The sequence below is a fragment of the Pseudotamlana haliotis genome (assembly GCF_008806375.1).
Lineage (GTDB): Bacteria > Bacteroidota > Bacteroidia > Flavobacteriales > Flavobacteriaceae > Pseudotamlana > Pseudotamlana haliotis.
In genome coordinates, this window is the sequence record NZ_WAAT01000001.1 from 24870 (window position 1) to 44895 (window position 20026).

A 20026-nucleotide genomic window follows, 5' to 3' on the forward strand; every position below is an offset into this window, starting at 1 on the left:
TAAAAAACCTATTCCATTCGAAGCTCATTCGACTGTGCCGCTTTACACTTTTCTTTAGCATAATGATAGCCTTTGTCCCACCAATCGGTCATAAGTTTTTTATTGAAAATTAATGAGTTTTCGGTGAGTCTTGATGGTGTGTAGTACAAATTCAGTTTGACGTCACGGTTTTTAGCAGCTAGTTTCCCGATTAGGATATCACTACGCTCTACTTGATCAAGAAGGTGTCCGAATAAATTCAGCATCAGCGAATACGGATTTTTTCCGAGTACCTTGTTGTATTGCATGTTTTCCGACTCTAAAATAATCGCATCAATTTCTGTAGCACCTCTTAAAATCGCTTCACGAATTGGCACCACACAACCAAAAGCGCCATCGGCGTACTCAAAGCCATCCTTTTCTACCAAAGACATAAACGGTATATAGTTACAGGAAATCCATACCCAATCACAAAACTCTTCATAAGTAAAATCTTTAATCGACTTATACTCTACCATATTTTTTGATAAATTGGAAACCGTCACCACAACATCTTCTTTAGTCGCTTTAATTTGATCATAATACGCCTTTGTAAAATGCTTTCTAAAATAACGTCTCAGGGCTTTACTCTCCCCAAAGGTGCGCTTCATTTTAATAAACTGCCATAAGGAATTTATAAAATCGATAGACACAAACTCACGATCTCCTTTTTTGCGTACTACAAAAGGATTTACACTAAAAATATTTCGCTGATTAACATTGGTAAACACCTCATGTATTTCATCAATTTTTCCTGCCGCTAAATGCGGAATTAGCATGCTTCCTGTAGAAGTACCCAAATACAAATCGTAATCGCGTTTTTCTTCCTTAATTAAATATTCGGCCACACCACCTGCGTATGCGCCTTTACTCCCTCCTCCAGAAATGACTAATGCTTTCAAATTGAATCGTTTATTTGTAATTATAAATATTAACTAAACCCCTACTATTCCTCGCTTAAGAGTTGTTTGGCAAACTTTGAAAATCGCCAGTTATGATGCTTTTCAGCTTCCTTTAAGTTTTCCTGACACTCTGCCTGACAGGCACGAATTTGATTTAAATACGCAAAAGCATTTTGGCGGGTTTCAAATCCGTATTTCGGTCGCGTATAGCCAGTTAATTCATTAAAATACAGTGTCGTATTCTCAGGTTCAAAATCTTCAGTAATTAATGCTAAGGTCAACCAAAGTATGCGTATGTTTTTATCATTGAATCCCTCCATACCTTTGGTTTGCGCTAAATACAACTTATTATCATCTGGGAAATTACTCCACAAATTATACAAAGCGGCTTCCACCGTGGTATAAGACTTATCCTGAAGCAAAGTTTCATAATCTACTTTAAATTCCTCTGGAATAGTAGATAAGGACTGTGCGATTGCTTGGCGTTCTTTAATGGATTTCAAGTTAAAAATGGAATCAGGCAAATCGCCTCCTAATTGCCTAATGACTTCGGCATTCATGTACTTATTTTCAGAATCCTCTAAAAACTTCATGCATTTTTCTTTTGAAGCCTCACAATCAAGTTTTAAAAAGCCTTTATAGTTCTTGAAATTCTTCCTCATAAAACCTTCTATGAGGTCATAATGATAGTCTGCAGATTTTAACCAAATATCAACAAAATCTGATAATTTTTTACCGCTTGACGCTTCTACTTCTCTTATAAAGTCTTGAGTTTCTACGTTTTTGTATTGATGTTTATCTAAATATGTTTTTACAGCTTTCTTAAAATCCTTTTCCCCAACTTTATCATACAATAAAGTGAGTACCCAAGCACCTTTTTTGTAAAACGTCGTACTGCTTGATTTCGGGTCTAAAAGTGCTGTGCTTCTTCCGGCTTTATCTTGATCTAATAACTCCTGAGCGTACTCGTAGAGTTTGTATTGGTAATAGTCCTCACCAAACACTTCCCGCTCTACCAAAAGCGCAAAATAGGTCGCAAAACCCTCTTGTAACCAATGGTGAGTCCCTGAAGTTTCAGTAATCAAATCACCAAACCATTGGTGCGCGAGTTCATGGGCATTTACATTGACGTAGTTTTTATCAACAAACGCGGTTTCATCAATTAAATAAGCATCCGAAAAAATAGTAGCCCCAGTATTTTCCATACCAGCATAAAGAAAGTCCTTTACAGGAATTTGCTTGTAGTTCTGCCAAGGGTATGGCACGCCAATTTCTTGTTGCAAGAAATCAAACATTTGCTGCATATACCTGTAAGTAGGTTCAAATTTATTGGCATCTTCAGGGTAATAATACATTTCTAAAGCCACGCCATTATTAGAAATTCTTGTTTTTTTAGCATACTCACCAATAGCAAACGCCACTAAATAACTAGACATAGGTTTGCGCATATCAAAATGCCAAGTGGTATTGTCTCCGGAATAGGTTTTATTAATGAGTTTACCGTTACCAATAACCTCATAACTCTTATCAAACGTGATGCTTAAGTCAAATTCTACCTTCTCGTTCATATCATCAAAACTAGGCATCCAATTACTGGTGTATTTCCCCTGCCCCTGCGTCCAGATTTGACGATGTCCTTGAATGTATTCCCAGTCAATAAAATAAAGTGCTTTTTTAGGCTGCACTTTCCAGCTTATTTTTAATTGATGTGACGTATTCGCTTTAAAAGCTTGTTTAATTACAAGATGTTTCCCATTGTAAACACCTAACTCTTTGTTGTCATCTAAAATAGCGGAAATAGTTCTGAAATTTTGAGCATCAATATAAACAGAATCCACATCTCGAAGTACATCAAACTCATAAACTACAGTACCTACAACCTCTTTAGCGAGTAAATCACCAAAAGAGATATCAACTTTTGCTGTTTTAAAGTCCACGTCATTAATTTGCTGAGAGAAACTCAAGCAACTGCTTATGCAAAAAATAATTAGTAGGATTCTATTCATAAATTTGAAGACTCAAAGAAATACCAAAATACATAAAATTTCAAGAATAATATACTCAATAGACCCTTCAGGTTTTAAAAACCTGAAGGGTCTCATTGTGCTAACCTAAATAATCAAGAAATCTCTTCAATTTAAAAAAAAAAAAAAAACACTTTCAACATCATAAAAAATGCGTTGAAAGTGTTTTTTTTATAGAAGACTTGAAAAAAGTTTCTACATTATTTTTAACAAGCCTTAAAAACTATGGAACTCTATTAGGTTAGCTTCGTAATATTGATCGCCAAGTTTAGTTAACAAGTTCTTAATTACGTTGCTATCACCTTTTACCGCTATGGCTGAATACCCAATATCATTAAGCTTCCCTAGTCTTAAATCGGCGATATTGATGTTTTTAGAAGCTAATGCCGATAGTAAAATCAATAAGACTCCAGGTGAATTTCTATGTTTAGTAAGAATCACTTTTTCACTTAAAGCTAAGTTTAAAGCCACGCCGTCCATTTCTAGTAAATAAACACCTTCTCTATAGTAATTAGGAAGCTTAGCATTCTCTTTATAAGTCAGTTTACTAAAGATTCCTGTGTCTGTTCCGTTAATAAAATCGATAGCACTTTTCACGTTTCCATTATCTTCACTTAAAGAAAGAAAAGCTTCAGCTGTACCATCTTTATTTGACCTTAAACGTGCTGTTTCCACATTAATTCCTTCTGAAGCTAAAGTATTAAACAGCGAAGAAATCACTCCTGGCTGATCTAGATGCTCAGAGAAGAGCCCGTTTACCTTTTGCCCAGACATTTTAGGAATTTCATTAGTCACCGTAATGGATTTCCCTGATTTTCTAATACGAATAGCGTTATAATCACCCATCCCTGTAGAATTCTTGTATAAATCTACAAATTCTGAAAAAGACCCTCCAAATGAAAAATCTGGGATAATACGTCTTTCAGTATCATCCAAACGTTGATTTAACAACTCAATTCCTTTATTTAAAACCGTGTATTTTACTTTTAATTCATGATCGTCATAAATGGTACGATTTTCAGGAATTAATTTCGAATAACTCACATAGCTCTCATAACCAGCTTCCTGAATATACTCTAAACTTTCTTTATAGTTTAATCCATAATAACGCACGTGATGTGTATCTGTTCCAACACAAACCGGAATTTGAAGCTGATGCGCACGACGCAAAATACTTTGCACCGGATACACACCTACACCTTTAAACTTTCCAGCCATGTTAACATCTAGTGATAAGTTTCTATCAGCTATTAACTCTAAAAGCGTTCTAAACTTATTAGCCAATGGGTGTGAACTGGTTTCAAAATTCACCAAAGCCTCAGGCATGTCCACATTCAATTTTGGTAAATCAATATGACCAATAATTTGGATCATATCACCAAAACTCTCAATCATTTGAATCATTTCATTGAAATAACCATCCCAATAAGCTTCTAAACTTCCTCTTAATTTTAATAATGCTTCAGCTTCTTCTTTAGAACCATCATACGGCAAGCCTTCAGGAGCAAAATGCACCGAACCGATAACATAATCGGCGTCTTCAGCTTGAAAAATCTTAGAACGACTCCACTGCAAACCTAAATCAGGCCCCATCCATTCTAGCTCAACACCAAATTTAATGTTAATCTTCCCTGCATATTTTTTACGCAAATTAGCAATTCGCTTCGGGTAGTTTAAATAGGATCTGTTACCACGAATAAACTTCACATTAGTATCCTTTTCTGCCGTGTATCTAAAATTAGTTAATCGCGGCGAGTGAATAATAAATGTAATACTCGGGTTATTCGCTTCTATGGCTTTATCAATAATATCTTCTAACTTATCGATACCATGTTTTACGTGATCCTGTTCGGTTCCTGCATGAATACCATGCGTTTCCCATATAAATTCGTTGAGCTTTCTCATTAATTAATATAACTTTAAATCGTCTCTTTTAAGAACAACAAATTTAACCATTGCAAGAGAATTATTAACTAAAACTTAATGCTTTTCACTAAATTTTATTGATACTTCTTAAATTCCATCAATAATTTTTAAAATCTAAGGAGATATTAAGAATTCAATAAGTGTTTTATTTTTATTTGAAATGATTAAATTCGCTCATTATGTCTATCAACCTACAAACTCCCATAGATTACTTAAAAGGCGTAGGCTCAAGTCGAGCCGATTTATTACGCAAGGAGCTTGGCATACACACCTATCAAGACTTAATCAATTTATTTCCAAACCGATACATTGACCGTACGCGTTATTATAAAATCAACGAATTACAACCCAACAATGCCGATGTTCAAATTATTGGAAAAATTACAGGTTTTAAAGAAGTAGGTCAAAAACGCGGCAAACGACTCGTTGCCACCTTTCAAGACGGTACCGGGGTCATGGAATTGGTTTGGTTTCGCGGACAAAAATGGATACGAGAGCGCTTAAAGGCCAACACCTCTTATGTTGTTTTTGGAAAAGCTACCGCTTTTGGCGGAAAATATAACATCGCGCATCCTGATGTAGAATTACTGGAAGACCATGAAAAGAATTTACGTTCGGCTTTACAACCTATTTATCCTTCTACTGAAAAATTAGCAAACCGAGGAATAAGCAATCGTGTTTTAAGCAAAATCATGCAGCAATTATTCATGGATTCTGGCGGGAAATTTACTGAAACCTTACCCGAAAATTTACGTTCAGAATTGAAATTAATCAGCAAATCTTCAGCACTTTTTAACGTGCATTTTCCGAAGAGTCCAGAGCTACTTTCCAGAGCGCAATTCCGATTAAAATTTGAAGAGTTATTTTATATTCAGCTGCAATTAATCATCAAAAATCGCATCCATAAATCGAAGATAAAAGGGCTTCCTTTTGAAAAAGTAGGTGACTACTTTAACACCTTTTTCAAAGAACAATTACCCTTCGATTTAACCGGTGCACAAAAGCGGGTTTTAAAAGAAATTCGTGCCGATTTGGGGAGTAATGCCCAAATGAATCGCCTTTTACAAGGTGATGTAGGTTCTGGAAAGACCATTGTAGCCTTCATGTCAATGCTCATGGCACTTGACAACGGTTTTCAAGCTTGCTTAATGGCGCCAACTGAAATTTTGTCAGTCCAGCACTATAACGGATTACTTGACATGTGTAAAAACCTCAATATCAGTATCTCAATCTTAACTGGTTCAAGTAAAACTTCAGAAAGACGAAAAATTCACGAAGCTCTAGAAAATGGTGAATTACAGATCTTAATTGGCACACATGCCATTCTTGAAGACAAGGTGAAATTTCAAAATTTAGGCCTTGCTATCATCGATGAACAACACCGTTTTGGTGTGGCTCAAAGAAGTAAATTGTGGCGTAAGGGTCCAACAAGCCCTCCTCAATCCTCCCATGGGGATGGGACCATACCACCCCACATTTTAGTGATGACGGCAACGCCAATTCCACGCACCTTAGCCATGTCGGTTTATGGTGATTTAGACATCTCCGTTATCGATGAATTACCCCCTGGAAGGAAGTCTATAAAAACCGTGCATCGCTATGATAAAAACCGCTTGAACGTCTTCCGTTTTATTCGTGACGAAATTTCTAAAGGCCGACAAGTTTATATCGTTTATCCACTTATTCAAGAAAGCGAAAAAATGGATTATAAAGATTTGATGGATGGCTATGAAAGCATCGCTAGAGACTTCCCTATGCCAGAATATCAAATTTCAATTGTACACGGACAAATGAAACCTGCTGATAAAGAATTTGAAATGCAGCGTTTCATTAAAGGTGAAACGCAAATCATGGTGGCAACAACTGTTATAGAAGTAGGCGTCAATGTTCCTAATGCTTCTGTGATGATTATTGAAAGTGCCGAACGCTTTGGTTTATCGCAATTACACCAGTTAAGAGGTCGTGTAGGTCGTGGCGCTGAACAGAGCTACTGTATTCTTATGACCGGTCATAAATTGAGTGCCGATAGCAAAACCCGCTTAGAAACCATGACCAAAACCAATGACGGCTTTGAAATAGCTGAAGTTGACTTGCGATTACGTGGTCCTGGAGATATTATGGGCACCCAACAAAGCGGTGTATTAAACCTAAAAATTGCAGACATAATAAAGGATAATGATATTTTACAGCATGCCCGTTATCATGCGAAAAACATACTAAATACAGACCCTAAGTTAGAACTTCATGACCATCATGTGGTTTTAAATACCTATAAACAGCTTACTAAGTTTAAAAACATCTGGAATTATATCAGCTAATTCCTTAAATACAGTGTTTATAACTACTTTTACAAAAAACAGAAAAACATGCTCGGTTTAAAATTAGCCACTGACCCAAGATGGGTAAATATTGTAGAGTCTAACATTGAAGAAATCCTCACAGATCACGCTTGGTGCGAACAAAAAGCAGCTACCAACGCCATCACTATTATCACGTTAAACTCTGAACACACCGATTTAGTTACCGAACTCTTAGAACTCGCCAAAGAAGAACTAGAGCATTTTCAAATGGTACACGATATTATTAAAAAACGTGGGTACACATTAGGTCGTGAACGTAAAGATAGTTACGTCAACGAACTTTATAAATTCATGAATAAAGGCGGAAACCGCGTACAAAGCATGGTAGACCGCCTTTTGTTTTCAGCAATGATTGAAGCCAGAAGCTGTGAACGTTTTAAATTGCTTTCTAAACGCATAAAAGATCCCGAACTTTCTAAATTTTATCATGAATTGATGATTAGCGAAGCAGGACATTATACTACGTTTTTAAAGTTTGCGCGTCAATACGGACAAGATGTAGATGTTGACAAACGCTGGAAGGAACTTATTGAATTTGAAGCCAAAGTCATTCAAAACTACGGAAAGAGTGAAACCATTCATGGCTAATCCTATCAAACCATATACTCTCAAAACAGTTACTTAAATTAACCAACATGTAAAACTGCAATACGCAGCACCTTTATGAGCCTATCTATAAGTTTAATTATCATCGCTATTATTTTATTTTTCTTCTGGAAATACAAAAAGAATCATGCTTGGAAAAATCCGGAAACACCATTTCCAAAAGCATGGAGAGACATTTTAATTGATAAAATTAATTTTTACAACGCTCTATCTAAAACCGAACAAACAAAGTTTGAATATCAAGTTCAAGAATTTCTTTTAAATTGCAAAGTTACGGGTATACAAACCACAGTTGATTTAACAGATGAATTACTTGTTGCTTCCAGTGCTGTAATTCCTGTTTTTGGTTTTGACCATTGGACCTATTCCAACATTAGTGAAGTGCTTATTTACCCTAATTCATTCAACAAAGACTTTAATATTGAAGGTGATGACCGGTTTGTTTTAGGAATGGTTGGCAATGGCGGCATGAATGGCTCTATGGTACTTTCTAAGCAAGCATTGCATTTAGGGTTTGAAAATGCATCAGATAAGAAAAACACCGCTATTCATGAGTTCGTACATTTAATTGATAAAACAGGAGGCCCTATCGATGGTATTCCATCTGTTTTGATGGAAAAACAATATGTAATTCCCTGGATAGACATCATTAGCAAGGAAATTGATAACATTCACGAAGGTCATTCAGACATAAACCCTTATGGAGGCACCAATAGAGCTGAATTCTTTTCGGTGATTAGCGAATACTTCTTTGAACGCCCCAAATTACTTAAAAAAAAGCATCCTGAATTATATGATCTCTTAGAAAAAGTTTTTAACCAAAAGATGGCAGATAGAGACTTAGAGAAAAAAATTTGAAAAATTAACAATGTTTTCTCCCTACGTAGAACACTATCATTACGGTTAAACTTCTCAAACAGATTGATTAACTTTGCATTCCTTAAATCATAGAGGCTATAATTACGCATGATTCACATTCATCATAAAACATTACAAGATTTAGAGTTTCAAACGGTTTTACAGCAGGTTAGCGAACACTGCATTACGCCACTTGGCCACCAAAAAGCCTTAGAAATTGCACCCTATAAAAATAAAGAGGAGCTCCTTTTTTCGTTACAATTAACCAACGAATACGTGTCGTCTTTTTACAACGACAATCGCATACCTAACCACGGTTTTGATGCGATCACCAAAGAACTACAGCTTTTAAATATTGAAAACACCTTTTTAGAAGTTCATGGTTTAAAGAAAATTGTAGCCATGTCTACAACGGTTAATGACATCGTGATTTTCCTAAAGAAATTTGAAGAATATTACCCGAATCTTTATCAGTTTGCTTCACATATTGAAGTGACCAAGCTACTTATTGAAAAAGTTGATGCCATTGTAGATCGGTTTGGTGATATTAAAGACCATGCTTCCACCCTATTATACGAGCTACGACAGTCTATAAACAAGATTAAAGGTAAAATTAACGCCAGTTTCGCAACAGCCTTAAACACTTACCACAGCTTAGAATATCTGGATGACATTAGAGAATCTGTAGTAGACAATAAACGTGTTTTAGCCGTAAAAGCCATGTACCGCCGTAAAGTTAGAGGCGCTATAATGGGCGGTAGTAAAACAGGAAGTATCGTTTACATAGAGCCGGAAACAACCTTACAACACACTAGAGAGCTTAATAATTTAGAATACGAAGAACATGAAGAAATTGTACGCATTCTAAAAGAAGTTACCGATTTTATTCGTCCGTTTTTACCACTCTTAGAAGATTATCAGAACTTTTTGATTGCTATAGACGTGATTTCCGCGAAAGCGAAATATGCCAAATCCATGAACGCGATTCTTCCTGAACTATCGGAAGAAAAAACCATGTATTTACGTGATGCTTATCACCCAATTTTATATTTAAGTAATCTAGAAAAGAAAGAAAAAACCTTTCCGCAGACTGTTAAATTAAAAGAAGATAGCCGCATTATTGTTATCTCAGGACCCAATGCCGGCGGAAAAAGTATCACATTAAAAACAGTAGGTTTACTACAAGTGATGCTGCAAAGTGGTATGCTTATTCCTGTACATGAACGCAGTAAAGTCTGTTTATTTGATAGAATTTTAAGTGATATTGGAGATAATCAATCTATTGAAAACCACCTAAGTACTTACAGTTACCGTTTAAAACAAATGAATTACTTTTTAAGAAAGTGTAATAAAAATACCCTTTTCTTAATTGATGAATTCGGTACTGGATCAGACCCTGAACTTGGTGGCGCTTTGGCGGAAACCTTTTTAGAAGAGTTTTACCATCGTGAGGCTTTTGGTATTATTACCACCCACTATTCTAATTTGAAGATTTTGGCTAACGAAATGCCGTATATGCTTAATGCTAATATGCTTTTTGATGAGCGCACTTTAGAACCGTTGTTTAAACTAGTTATCGGTCAAGCCGGAAGTAGTTTCACCTTTGAAGTGGCTCAAAAAAATGGTATTCCTTACGGATTAATAAACCGTGCTAAAAAGAAGATTGAGCGTAGTAAAGTCCGTTTTGATGCCACTATAGCCAAACTTCAAAAAGAGCGCTCTAAACTTGAAAAAACAGGGCAATCTTTAAAACAAAATGAAAAGAAAAAACTTGAAGAAGCCGATAAATTAGAGGAAATAAACGCTAAAATTCAGAAGAAATTAGAAAGCTATCAGGAATTATATGATAGCAATCAGCGTTTAATTTATCTAGGCCAAAAGGTCAATGACATCGCTGAAAAATACTTTGACGATAAAAAGAAACGTGAATTAATGGCCGAACTTTTTAAAGTGGTTCAAATAGAAAACTCCAAACGTAAAAAGGTTACAGCAAAACAGAAAAAAGCCATTAAAGCCAAGGAACAAAAGGTAAAACAAGAAGCTGAAAAGAAAGTTGAAGTGATTCGTGAAAAGAAAAAAGTAGCGAAACAGAAAGCCATTGCTGCTCCTAAACCTAAGCCTACTTTAAAGCTTGGCGACCGTGTACGTATGGAGGACGGCCGCGCTATTGGAACCATAGATAAAATTGAAAAGAATAAAGCTGTTGTAAATTACGGTATGTTTACGACTAACGTGAGTATGGACCAATTAGAACTGGTTGAAGCAAAAAAATGATCGATTTACCAAAACATAAACAACTAATACTTTTTGACGGGGTTTGTAACCTATGTGATAGTAGCGTGCAATATGTTATTAAACATGATAAAAAGGATCTATTTATGTTTGCAGCTTTACAAAGCACCATTGGAAAACAACTTATAGACACCTACAATATAGACACCAATAAAACAGATTCTATCTTACTTTATACACCCGAAAACGGTGTAAAACATAAATCTACCGCAGCTTTAAAAATAGCCACGCATTTAGGGTTTCCTCCGAATTTAATGGGCGTATTTTTAATTGTTCCCGCCTTTATTAGAAATTGGGTTTATGATTTTATCGCTAAAAACCGCTATAAGTGGTATGGTAAAAAGGAGGCTTGCATGATTCCCACGCCTGAGTTAAAAAGTAAGTTTTTGGATTAAAACTCACTTCACTAGCGCTTTATTTACTAGAAACCTTCTCCTAAACGCCAGCTTAATACAATGCCATGACTATCGCCCGCTAAGGTATTTTTCATCATTTTGTTATAGCTATACAACACTTTTAAATGATCAAATAAATAAAGCCCCACAAATGCATTTATCGATGCATCTGTTCGGTACCCTAATCCTAATTCAAATTTATTTTTATAGTTTACTTTGGTGTTTAAATCCGCTTGAAACGGAGATCCAGAAACGTATTTAAGAAGCATGCTTGGGGTAATTAATACTTCCTTAAAACGATTGGTAAAAAAACGGTAACCCCCATAAATGTAATAAGCGCCTTTAACATCTATATTATCTTCAGATGATAGAGAATCACCTAAAAGGTTAGATGCCGATAAACCAATATAAACATGTTCTCTATTGTAAAGCACGCCTGCCCCCAAAGTTGGAATGGTTGTACTGATGTTATTTACAAAATTTGGATCATTATGAATACCTAAATCTAAAAGGTTTTCATCGAAAAACATCACTCCTGCCGATATCCCAAAAGATAACACATGCGGATTGTATGACCACCAAGTATTTCGATCGGAATCGAAAAGCAACTTATAAGAATAAGTTCCAAAAAGCTGAGTAGCCGTAGTCACCCCAATTTGATCACTATAAGCACCCCCAGCGATCCCCACATGCTCTGAGCCCGTAGGCATATTAACCAATAAACTCATTGTTTTTGGACTGCCTTCTACTTTATTTAATTGTCCGCTACTGGTAAAAGTAATGTCTGCATTTGGGTAAAACCCTGCGTAGGCTGGATTAATAAGAACTCCATTACTACTGTAATTTGAAAACACGGGAGTTTGCTGTGCAAATAAAGATTGTAAAAAACTAATTGACAACACAATGGCTACCGTTATGATATACTTATTATTCATTTATTATCTTTTTAAAACAAGGAATCCTGTTTCTTTTTTTAAATGGTGAGTACCTTCTATTTTAATTTGAAAGAAATAGGTGCCTTCAGGTAATTGATCGGCGCCCCAATTTCTTTTTCGGTTTGCAAGCCCTCTAAACACATTAGAAGTGTTATTGTAACCTTGAGTCTCAAAAACCAAATCTCCCCACCTGTTGTAAATCAAAACTGTATTTTTAGGGTATTTTTGAATACCATCGATTTCCCAGAATTCATTAATACCATCGCCATCAGGGGAAAAACCATATTTGGTATCGTCTTCTTCTTTTTTGGTAACATAAACGGTTACAAAATCTTCGGAAGTACAACCCGCTTCAGATTTAAAACTAAGCGTATAAGTCGTAGTTTCCGTTGGACTAGCTATATGGGGTTTCAATATTTGAAGCGCTAAACTTTCCGCTGGTGACCAGGTTAAGGTTCCTGAGATTGACGTTGAAGCTTTTAATTCAACTTGCTCCCCTTCATCAATATTTTGATCTTCTCCAGCATCAACGCTACAATCAACCACCACCTCATCTTCAACAATAACATCAAAACTACATGTCACAGAATTTCCTGCGGCACCTCGAACTTCATAAGTAATCGTTGTTACCCCTATTGGAAAAGCCGAACCAGAAGCAAAACCTGCTATTTGTGTTACGGCATCAACTGCACAATTATCGGTTCCTACAGGCGTATTGAAGTTTACAATAGCGGTATCCAACCCAAAACCTACCGTTTGAGTGATGTTAGATTGGCAAGTGATTTCTGGAGCAATAGTATTGTTTACAGTAATGATTTGCTCTACATTTATATAGTTTCCTGAGGTATCGGTAACGCTGTATGTTCTAATAATAGTTCCTGGCGTAGTTTCAACATCACTTACAAAAGCTACTGTTGGTGTTGCCGTACAGTTATCGGCAGCATCTGCAAATACCGAAATATCTACTAAAGGCACATCGCCTGCACAAGACACATTAATAGCAGCTGGATGACTTGCCGTAGGATTTTCAGTTTCATTTATCGTGATGGTTTGCTCTACTTTAATACTAAAAAACATGTTCTGGGGATTTACATTAATTTTATTGAGCATTATTGCCGTTCCATCTTTATTGCTATCAACAAAACCTAATGCGAATGAGCTTCTCGAAAAAATTGAACCCCTTCAAGGTTGGATAGGGATCGTATTTTGTTTTTTGGGTATTTGGGGTATTACATCGTCTATAGTAAATATAGATCTACTTAAAACATTTCCTCTTTGGTGGATTACTCTGTTTTCAGGCAATGTTATTGAAACTGTTTTAGGCTTTATGTTAGCCTTGGACTGATTAATAATCTGTTCATTTCAAAAACCAGGTCTGGAGCTGAAAAAGGGGCATCTTTAAGGCTAAAATTAGCACCGAAACTAGGTAAACTTGGTCTTTTGGGGTTATTAACGGGCGCATGGATGACAGCCATTTCATTCCTATTCCTTTAAATATTGAAAAACGATTTTGAAGCCACTTTTTTAAAGACTTGTTAATCATTTTTAACATTAAACGACATTCCTAATAAATAGACCTTCAAAAATTTATAAAACCAATTATAAATCGCTGTTGATCTTATTTTAATTATTAGTTTTGTTTTTATGCCCAAATTGTTTGTTCAAATTAGTACGCTTCTTTTTATTCTTTACACTTTTACTGTACAAGCACAAGACTTAAAAGAAGAACATGTTGATAAAAATCAGCTAGATAATAAAACTTATGAAAATGAAATAACTCAGGCATTTTCATTACTTAATGGCAACAAGCCGAATGAGGCCTATAGAATAGCGCATAAGTTGCTTAAAAAAGAGCTTGATACTTTATCAAGAACAAACACTAATCTATTATTAGGGGCTTATTTTAATTCAAAGCATTTAATTGATTCTTCATTATACTACTCTAATCAGGCGCTAAAACACAGTATATTAATTCAAAATGATTCAATAAAAAATAGAGTTCATAGTATTGTTTACAACTTATTGGCTATAAATAATAAAAGAAAGGGGCTTTTAACTGAAAGTAAAAAATGGCACTATAGAGGTTTTGCTATCTCTCAAAAATATAAAGAAGACAATCTTTATTACATGCATTTACATGGATTAGCTAATATTAACAAGGAATTAGGTGATTACCAAAATGCTATAAAAACGTTCAAAAAATGCCTAAACTATGAAGATGATGCCGAAATAATATATGGTAGCTATATCAATCTGGGAGATATCTATGCATCTCTAAAAGATTATAACACCTCAAATGAATTTTATCAAAAAGCTTTAAAACTTAGCGAACGGCATAGAAATTTTTATGCGCTGGCAGTCATAAAAACAAGCCTAGCAGCAAACTACTATTCGCAAAATAAAATTGATGAAGCTATTAAGCTATATAATGAGGCCATCCTCTTATCTAAAGACAAAGAATATATGCAACTCGCGCTGAGCGCTCGCTTGGATATTGGAAGGATTTTCTATGATATCAAGCAATAAAAAGATGCTCAATTGGTTTTTTCATTTGGACTACATACTGCTATTGAACTAGGATATTTAAATGAGCAAAAAGAAATATATGATAATTTAAAAAACATCTTTATTGCCAAAAACGATTATAAACAAGCCTATCAATATATATCAAAATCTAATAAAATTAAAGATTCGATAAGTCAGCTACAAAAAGATAAAGAGGTTAATGAGATTGAAGTAAAATATAAAACCCTTCAAAAAGAAAACGAAATTATTTTACTTAAAAAAGATCAAGAAATTCAAGAAGCAAAGCTTGTACAAGAAAAAAGCAACAAAAACATAATTTTATACTCTTTCCTAATCCTCCTTGTACCAATTATAGGCTTACAATACATCTATTACCAAAAACTACAAGCGCAAAGTGAATTAAACAAAAAACAGGAAGAAATAAATAAAAAGGAAATTGCAGCGCTTCTTACAGATCAAGAATTAAAAATAATAAAAGCCGCAGTTAAAGGTAAAGACAAAGAAAGAAAACGCATCGCCCAGGAACTACACGATAGTATTGGTGGTAACTTGGCAGCCATAAAACTTAAACTTAACAACTCTGTAAACGATTATCAAGCTAATTCTATAAATACTATTAATCTTCAACTTGATGAAACCTATGAGCAGGTTCGGCACTTATCTCATGATTTAATTTCTAAAAAAATTAGCAAAAATAATTTTTGCAATATCGTAAAGGAATACATTCAGAGTATTTGGGGGGACAATAGTGAATTTAACGCCTATCCTAAGGAAAAAATTAATCTTTTAAACGAAGATTTACAAAATGAAATATTTAAAATCTTTCAAGAATTAACCACGAACACCATTAAGCACGCCAAGGCCACATCTATTGAGTTACAAATTAATCTCATAGAAAATGAACTGAATATTTTGTTTGAAGATAATGGTATTGGTTTCAATCCAGAACACCAAAAAGAAGGCATTGGATATGAAAACATAAAAAATAGACTAAATAAATTTCGGGGCTCATTAAATATTGATTCTAGAATTAATAGAGGCACGATAATAAACATAGAAATCCCCACTCTAACCGCAGTACATAATGAAGTATAATTTAATTATTGTTGATGATCATAAAATGTTCTTAGATGGCATACTAAGCATTCTTAATACAAAAGAGGCTTACAACATTTTACTAACAACGACAAGTGGCACTCAGGTTATAAAGTTTTTGGATAATAATCCAGATGAAAAAATAGATCTGATTATCACTGATATTTCTATGCCTGAATTAGACGGAATTGCGCTTAACAAAAAAGTAAAAGAAAAAAGTAAAAGCGTAAAAACACTTGTGGTAAGCATGCATAACGATGCCGATATGATTGACGAACTTATTGAAAATGATGTCGATGGTTATGTACCTAAAAATGCAGAAAAGAATGAATTGTTACGCGCTATAGAAACCATTTTAAAGGGTGAAAAATACTTTTCAAAGGAAATAAAAGACATTTTTTTAGAAAACAAATTCTACAAAAAGAAAGAGGAAGACATTAAACTCACCCAACATGAAATTGACGTCATCTCTTTAATAGCACAGGAATTTACAACCCAAGAGATTGCAGACCAACTCTTTTTAAGTAAACATACTATTGAAAGCTATAGAAAAAACCTGATTGCAAAACTCCAAGTGAGAAACCTAGCAGGACTTACGAAATATGCTTTAAAAATGGAATATATTACAGAATAATAAAGGTGAAATACCAATGTTGTCCTAAATATTTAATATATTCATTTTTTTCATTGATAAAAAAACGAACCAAAAAAATCTAGGCTTACGAACCTTTATCTAAATTTATCGTTCAGCCTCTAAATTTCAAGAACTCGCAACAGTAATTTAGGTAAATTGATACATTCGTTTAGCTCAAACAGCTTGAAATTTTACGAGGCTTTCACTTCAAATTTTACGATAAATTTTCGATAGGCCAAATAAAATGTAAACTAAAATTAAACCCCTATTTCCTTATGTCATATGGTAAAATCAATGACGGTGGAGGTTTTTATAAATAGTTTAAAAACGTTTAGGACGCTATTGGTGAAATACCCTTATTAGAATTTGAGTTTACGATTTTAACGCTAAAAACCAGTATAAGTGGTATGGTAAAAAGTAGGCTTGCATGATTCCCACGCCTGAGTTAAAAAGTAAGTTTTTGGATAATAGTTATTAATATGTCAAAACGAAGACTTACAAAACATCTAAAATAGAAATTCCAATATTTAGACTTCCTGCTTCATTATCATACACAAAGTATCCATGTGTTTGAAGAACTATAAAAACGTTTAAAGTATCATTACCTACAAATAATTTGTAACGCTGAAAAGTACCTGATAAACGTCCGCGGCCCAAAGCAAAAGATTTACCTAGCCCAGCATCAATCCCCATATTAAAAGTACCCTTATTAATAGGCATTAGTCTCAAATTGGCAAAAACGGGAACAGTAACTAGCTTCCGAGATAAAATTGTAGAAACACCAGTATTGGCAGTTAGTCCAATCCATTCTTTATAATGTAAACCATAACCTAAAATAGCCTCTACTCCATCAGGAATAAACCAGCTATCACTGTTTTCATAGCTCTCATTTTCCAAATAATCATCTCTATAGATATTTACTTGGAGCGGTAAAGAAAGATCTACCTGACTATAGGTGTATTTCTGATTAGTATGTATTTGAAAATCCTCCGAAGTAATATCTTGACCAAAAATAAAATTTGAAGAAAGCAAAAGAAATAATAAAATAAGACTTTTATAAAAAATTTTATTCATTGATAAAAAACAGCTTATTATACATTAACCAAACTCCCCCACTCGGTCCAAGAACCATCGTACACCTTAATATTATGGTATCCCGCAATGGTAGCTCCTAAAGCCAATACACAAGCAGTAATACCTGATCCACAAGAAAAAATAATAGGATCTTCTGGTTTAGCAAGACCTTCAAATGCTTTTTTAAGTGCTTCTTTCCCCTTTAGTTTTCCGTCTACTAATAAATCTGTAAAAGGTAAATTTACCGAATTAGGAATAGTTCCCATGCGTAAACCTTCTCGGGGCTCGGGCACTTCACAATTGAATCTCCCAGAAGAACGTGCATCAATAATGTTATGCGACTTTGTTTCTGAAGCATTTTTAACATCTGGAAAAAACTGCATAAAGTTAGGCTGAAGTCTTGCCACAAAATCACCTTGTGCTCCTTGGTAAGCCTGATGCTTTTCAGTAGCATAACTAGACTTTTTCCACTCAGGAAAACCTCCGTTTAAAACGGCTATATTTTCATAACCAAAAGCGTTAAACAACCACCAAACACGAGCGCTTGAATAAATACCTTTATCATCATAAACCACAATAGCTGAGTCATTATTAATACCCAATTGGCGGGCTTCTTCTTGAAATTGAGCTTCAGAAGGAAACGCACTCGGAAAAGGATCGGCTACATTGCTAAACTTTTGCTTGATATCGAAAAAACGTGCCTTAGGAATTTGTTCTGAATCGGCGTCGAATACTTTCGCAATAGTACCATCTAAAATCACTAGATTTGAAGCCTCTAAATGCTCATGTAACCATGACACTGAAACTACCGGTTCTTCTATATTTATTTTAGCAGACATACACTTAATACTTTTAATTTTTCACTGCTAACTATTTCACAGCCTCATAATTATCATCCCATTCCTCAGGTTTCGGGTCATGTAATTTCCCTAAAGACTTCGCTACTATCATAGAGACAGTGGCATCACCAGTGACATTTACAACGGTTCTTAGCATATCTAGAGGTCTATCTACAGCGAAAATTAAAGCTATACCTATTGGCAATAATTCCGCAGGAAACCCAATGGATTCCAATACAATTACAAGCATCACCAAACCAGCACTTGGCACAGCAGCACTTCCTATAGACGCTAATAAAGCTGTAGCTATAATGACCAATTGATTTGAAAAGGTTAAGCCTTCTGGCCAGATTACTTGCATGATAAAAACGGCAGCTATCCCTTGATACAGACTTGTTCCGTCCATATTTACTGTTGCTCCAACAGGCAATACAAAACCCGAAACTTCTTTATCTACACCCAAATGTTCTTCAACACGTTCCATAGTTACAGGTAAAGTTGCCGCACTACTACTGGTTGAAAAGGCCAATAATTGCGCCGGACTTATTTGTTTTAAAAACCACATTGGAGATTTTTTCACATAAACACCTATTAGTAATAAGTAAAAACAAATCATTAATAACAATCCGCCTATCACACAAAACGCGTAAAACAACAGTTTAATGAGTATTTCAACATCGTCAAAAGCAATGATAACGTTTGCTAGAAGTGCAAAAACAGCATAAGGCGCAAAAAGCATGATTAAATCTACCATTTTCATCACAACATCGTTCAATGAATCAAAGAAATCTACCAATGGTTTGGCTTTCTTTTCACCAATTAGCAACAAACAGATCCCAACAAATAGTGCAAAAAATATGATTTGAAGCATAGAAGCCTCGGCGAACGACTTAAAAATATTACTTGGAAAAATATCCACTAAAGCCTGTAAAGGTCCTGCATCTTTTTGCGCATTAGCTTTCATGAGCTTATCGGTTACACCTGCATCATTTTCGTATTTCAATTTGATTTTTTCAATGGTATCTTGAGGCATACCATCCCCTGGTTTTACGACATTAACAATGCTTAAACCAATAATAATAGCAACTACAGTAGTTCCTATATAAATCCCAATGGTTCTTAATCCCATGGATTTTATTTTTGAAATGTCTTTTAAATCTGAAATTCCTTTAATCAAAGAAGCCAAAATTAAAGGTACCGCAATAAGTTTAAGAAGGTTAATAAATATCGTCCCAAAAGGCGCAATCCAATCGGAGACAAATCCTTTTCCGCCATCAATTGAATTCATAATGAAGCCAAAAATGACTCCTAAAACCATTCCGATAATTATCTTCCAGTGCAGTGCTAATTTTTTCATGTAATATTTTGGTGGGTTTTCAAGCCCGAAGATAAGTATTTTTAAAAATTTTTGAATTCCAAACCTAATAAATTTGCGAATTTGACTGCTGTTGATTTTAAATTGAAAGAAGAACGAAATATTCTATCTTTAGGTGTAGGTACGATAATCTGGAAAATGTAATAGAAGTAGAAATAAAAGGTTTT

General features: G+C 34.8%; 16 protein-coding genes. 8 read left to right on the forward strand and 8 right to left on the reverse strand.

The features are described 5' to 3' along the window. Positions 1–8: 8 nt before the first annotated feature. The 3 genes from F6U93_RS00105 to F6U93_RS00115 all read right to left on the reverse strand — a co-directional run bounded on the left by F6U93_RS00105 (position 9) and on the right by F6U93_RS00115 (position 4849). Complete coding sequence (locus F6U93_RS00105) at positions 9–920, reverse strand: patatin-like phospholipase family protein (RefSeq protein WP_150935632.1); 912 nt, start codon at positions 918–920, stop codon at positions 9–11. A gap of 44 nt (positions 921–964) precedes the next feature. Then, positions 965–2857, reverse strand: a complete 1893-nt coding sequence (locus tag F6U93_RS00110; RefSeq protein ID WP_225312476.1) for a M1 family metallopeptidase — start codon at positions 2855–2857, stop codon at positions 965–967. A 303-nt stretch (positions 2858–3160) separates the two neighbouring features. Then, entirely contained in the window at positions 3161–4849 is a 1689-nt protein-coding gene (locus F6U93_RS00115) for a histidinol-phosphatase HisJ family protein (protein WP_150935636.1), read from the reverse strand. 200 nt (positions 4850–5049) lie between these two features. On the opposite strand from F6U93_RS00115, the gene recG reads away from it, so the two are divergent. The 5 genes from recG to F6U93_RS00140 all read left to right on the forward strand — a co-directional run bounded on the left by recG (position 5050) and on the right by F6U93_RS00140 (position 11381). Then, positions 5050–7188, forward strand: a complete 2139-nt coding sequence (recG, locus tag F6U93_RS00120) for an ATP-dependent DNA helicase RecG (protein WP_150935638.1) — start codon at positions 5050–5052, stop codon at positions 7186–7188. 48 nt (positions 7189–7236) lie between these two features. Next, positions 7237–7818 carry a tRNA-(ms[2]io[6]A)-hydroxylase gene (miaE, locus tag F6U93_RS00125; protein ID WP_150935640.1) on the forward strand — a complete coding sequence of 194 codons (582 nt, stop codon included), beginning with the start codon at positions 7237–7239 and terminating at the stop codon, positions 7816–7818. A gap of 75 nt (positions 7819–7893) precedes the next feature. Then, positions 7894–8694 (forward strand): M90 family metallopeptidase, encoded by an 801-nt coding sequence (locus tag F6U93_RS00130; RefSeq protein ID WP_150935642.1) that lies wholly within the window; start codon positions 7894–7896, stop codon positions 8692–8694. Between the two features lie 108 nt (positions 8695–8802). Continuing rightward, a complete protein-coding gene (locus F6U93_RS00135; RefSeq protein WP_150935644.1) occupies positions 8803–10968 on the forward strand; it encodes an endonuclease MutS2 in 2166 nt (721 codons plus the stop codon). Continuing rightward, on the forward strand, positions 10965–11381 hold the full coding sequence (locus F6U93_RS00140; protein WP_150935646.1) for a thiol-disulfide oxidoreductase DCC family protein: 417 nt from the start codon (positions 10965–10967) through the stop codon (positions 11379–11381). The genes F6U93_RS00135 and F6U93_RS00140 overlap by 4 nt, the downstream gene beginning before the upstream one ends. Before the next feature lie 26 nt (positions 11382–11407). Here F6U93_RS00140 and F6U93_RS00145 read toward each other — a convergent pair whose 3' ends face one another. Together F6U93_RS00145 and F6U93_RS00150 are read right to left on the reverse strand one after the other, a co-directional pair. Then, on the reverse strand, positions 11408–12316 hold the full coding sequence (locus tag F6U93_RS00145; protein ID WP_150935648.1) for a PorP/SprF family type IX secretion system membrane protein: 909 nt from the start codon (positions 12314–12316) through the stop codon (positions 11408–11410). 3 nt (positions 12317–12319) lie between these two features. Beyond that, positions 12320–13393: a T9SS type B sorting domain-containing protein gene (locus tag F6U93_RS00150; RefSeq protein ID WP_191963423.1), complete on the reverse strand. Its 1074-nt coding sequence runs from the start codon at positions 13391–13393 to the stop codon at positions 12320–12322. A gap of 567 nt (positions 13394–13960) precedes the next feature. Between F6U93_RS00150 and F6U93_RS00160 the strand changes: the two genes are divergently transcribed. Genes F6U93_RS00160 through F6U93_RS00170 form a run of 3 tightly spaced genes read left to right on the forward strand, consistent with a single transcriptional unit; the run spans position 13961 to position 16571 of the window. Further along, complete coding sequence (locus tag F6U93_RS00160) at positions 13961–14842, forward strand: tetratricopeptide repeat protein (protein WP_150935652.1); 882 nt, start codon at positions 13961–13963, stop codon at positions 14840–14842. 12 nt (positions 14843–14854) lie between these two features. After that, complete coding sequence (locus F6U93_RS00165) at positions 14855–15937, forward strand: sensor histidine kinase (protein ID WP_150935653.1); 1083 nt, start codon at positions 14855–14857, stop codon at positions 15935–15937. Further along, positions 15927–16571, forward strand: coding sequence for a response regulator transcription factor (locus F6U93_RS00170; RefSeq protein WP_150935656.1), 645 nt, complete (start codon positions 15927–15929; stop codon positions 16569–16571). The genes F6U93_RS00165 and F6U93_RS00170 overlap by 11 nt, the downstream gene beginning before the upstream one ends. A gap of 495 nt (positions 16572–17066) precedes the next feature. Here the strand turns inward: F6U93_RS00170 and F6U93_RS00180 are convergent, their stop codons facing one another. Genes F6U93_RS00180 through F6U93_RS00190 form a run of 3 tightly spaced genes read right to left on the reverse strand, consistent with a single transcriptional unit; the run spans position 17067 to position 19841 of the window. Beyond that, positions 17067–17645: a hypothetical protein gene (locus tag F6U93_RS00180; RefSeq protein ID WP_150935658.1), complete on the reverse strand. Its 579-nt coding sequence runs from the start codon at positions 17643–17645 to the stop codon at positions 17067–17069. A gap of 17 nt (positions 17646–17662) precedes the next feature. After that, positions 17663–18484 (reverse strand): sulfurtransferase, encoded by an 822-nt coding sequence (locus F6U93_RS00185; protein ID WP_150935660.1) that lies wholly within the window; start codon positions 18482–18484, stop codon positions 17663–17665. A gap of 31 nt (positions 18485–18515) precedes the next feature. After that, positions 18516–19841, reverse strand: a complete 1326-nt coding sequence (locus F6U93_RS00190) for a dicarboxylate/amino acid:cation symporter (protein WP_150935662.1) — start codon at positions 19839–19841, stop codon at positions 18516–18518. Positions 19842–20026 lie beyond the last annotated feature (185 nt).